The organism is Citrobacter sp. MGH 55 (genome assembly GCF_016906145.1).
Lineage (GTDB): Bacteria > Pseudomonadota > Gammaproteobacteria > Enterobacterales > Enterobacteriaceae > Citrobacter_A > Citrobacter_A amalonaticus.
This window is the reverse complement of the sequence record NZ_CP070239.1, coordinates 1,505,925-1,508,131: the sequence shown is the minus strand read 5'-3', so window position 1 is coordinate 1,508,131 and position 2,207 is coordinate 1,505,925. Positions and strand designations below refer to the sequence as shown.

Below are 2,207 nucleotides of genomic sequence, written 5' to 3'. Positions count from 1 at the left end.
CACAGGTTGCTGCCGCTACAATGAAAGATGTTGCCATGAAGGCGAAAGTCTCAACGGCAACCGTGTCTCGCGCGCTAATGAACCCGGATAAAGTCTCTCAGTCCACCCGAAACCGGGTTGAACAGGCAGCTGTAGAGGTCGGGTATTTACCGCAGGCGGCGGGACGCAACGTTAAACGTAATGAATCGCGAACCATCCTGGTGATTGTTCCGGATATTTGCGATCCCTTCTTTAGCGAACTGATCCGTGGGATCGAGGTCACCGCCGCCAGTCATGGCTATCTGGTGCTGATCGGCGATTGTGCGCATCAGAACCAGCAGGAAAAAACCTTCGTCAATTTGATCATCACCAAGCAAATTGATGGCATGCTGCTGCTGGGCTCTCGTCTGCCGTTTGACGCCAGTATTGAAGAGCAGCGCAATCTGCCGCCGATGGTGATGGCGAACGAGTTTGCGCCGGAACTGGAACTGCCCACCGTCCATATCGATAACCTGACCGCCGCATTCAATGCCGTGAACTACCTGCATGAGCTGGGACATCAGCGCATTGGCTGTATTGCCGGGCCGGAAGAAATGCCGCTGTGTCATTACCGCTTGCAGGGCTACGTGCAGGCGCTGCGTCGTTGCGGTATTACCGTTGATCCGCACTATATCGCCCGTGGGGATTTTACCTACGAAGCTGGCGGCAATGCGCTTAAACAACTGTTCGACTTGCCGCAACCACCGACAGCGGTATTCTGTCATAGCGATGTCATGGCGCTTGGCGCCCTCTCATGGGCCAAACGCCAGGGCATAAAAGTCCCGCAAGATTTGTCGATCATTGGATTCGATAACATCGCGCTGGCAGAATTCTGTGATCCGCCGCTGACCACCGTTGCGCAACCGCGTTTCGAAATTGGTCGCGAAGCGATGCTGTTGCTGCTTGACCAAATTCAGGGGCAAAATGTCAACAGCGGCTCGCGTTTAATGGATTGTGAGTTAATCCTTCGGGGTACGACGCGCGCCTTAACGTAAACCTTTCAGACACCGTGTCTGGTCAAAGGCCCGCCGCTTAAGTAACATGGCGGGCTGACGAACGAATCAATACAGCGAAACGATAGTGGCACAACGAGATTATGTACGTCGCGGCCAACCGGCACCTTCGCGGCGCAAAAAGAGCACCTCACGGAAAAAGCAACGCAACACGTCTGCGGTATCGCCCGCAATGGTCGCCATTGCCGCCGCCGTGCTTGTGGCCTTTATCGGTGGTCTGTACTTCATTACGCATCATAAAAAAGAAGAATCCGAAACGTTGCAGGGTCAGAAAGTGACTGGCAACGGGCTGCCGCCAAAGCCGGAAGAGCGCTGGCGCTATATTAAAGAGCTGGAAAGCCGTCAGCCGGGCGTACGTGCGCCCACAGAACCGTCAGCCGGTGGTGAAGTCATGAAGCCGGATCAACTGACTGAAGAACAGCGCCAGTTACTTGCGCAAATGCAGGCCGACATGCGCCAGCAACCGACGCAGCTCAACGAAGTGCCGTGGAACGAGCAGACACCGGCACAACGTCAGCAAACGTTGCAACGCCAGGCTCAGCAACGTCAGGTTGAGCAACAGCAGCAGTGGAACAGCACGCCGCCGGTTCAACAGCCGCGTACGCAGCCACAGACGCAAACGCGTACTGCGCAAACGGCGCCAGTGCAGCAGCCGTCGAAGCCTGCCACGCAGACGCAGAAACCCGCTGCGACGTCGCAACCGTACCAGGATCTGCTGCAGACCCCGGCACACACCACGGCATCGCAGCCAAAAACACAGCCAGCCGCACCGGTTGAGCGCGTGCCAGAGGCACCGAAGCCGACGACAGAGAAGAAAGACGAACGTCGCTGGATGGTACAATGTGGTTCGTTTAAAGGCGCAGAACAGGCAGAAACCGTGCGTGCACAGTTAGCTTTCGAAGGCTTTGACTCCAAAATCACCACCAATAATGGCTGGAACCGCGTGGTCATCGGGCCGGTGAAAGGCAAAGAGAATGCCGACAGCACCATTAGCCGTCTGAAGATGGCAGGTCACACAAACTGTATTCGACTCGCCTCCGGGGGTTGAAACCCCCAAAATCTCCCCCATCTATACTTGCATTACGCCCCGCACACCGTGCGGGGCTTGTATTCTGCATTTGTAACCAAGGGGTCTGCTCGTGACAACAATAGTAAGCGTACGCCGTAACGGCCAGT

The 2,207-nt window shown here is 56.0% G+C and carries 2 protein-coding genes; both read left to right on the top strand.

Annotation, left to right across the window (positions count from 1 at the left end; translation table 11 throughout):
• Positions 1 to 1,013, top strand: a 1,013-nt coding sequence (gene cytR, locus JTI98_RS06140; RefSeq protein ID WP_216082041.1) for a DNA-binding transcriptional regulator CytR, incomplete at its 5' end; no start/stop codon positions are given.
• An 85-nt stretch (positions 1,014 to 1,098) separates the two neighbouring features.
• Positions 1,099 to 2,079 carry a cell division protein FtsN gene (ftsN, locus tag JTI98_RS06135; protein WP_042998927.1) on the top strand — a complete coding sequence of 327 codons (981 nt, stop codon included), beginning with the start codon at positions 1,099 to 1,101 and terminating at the stop codon, positions 2,077 to 2,079.
• Positions 2,080 to 2,207 lie beyond the last annotated feature (128 nt).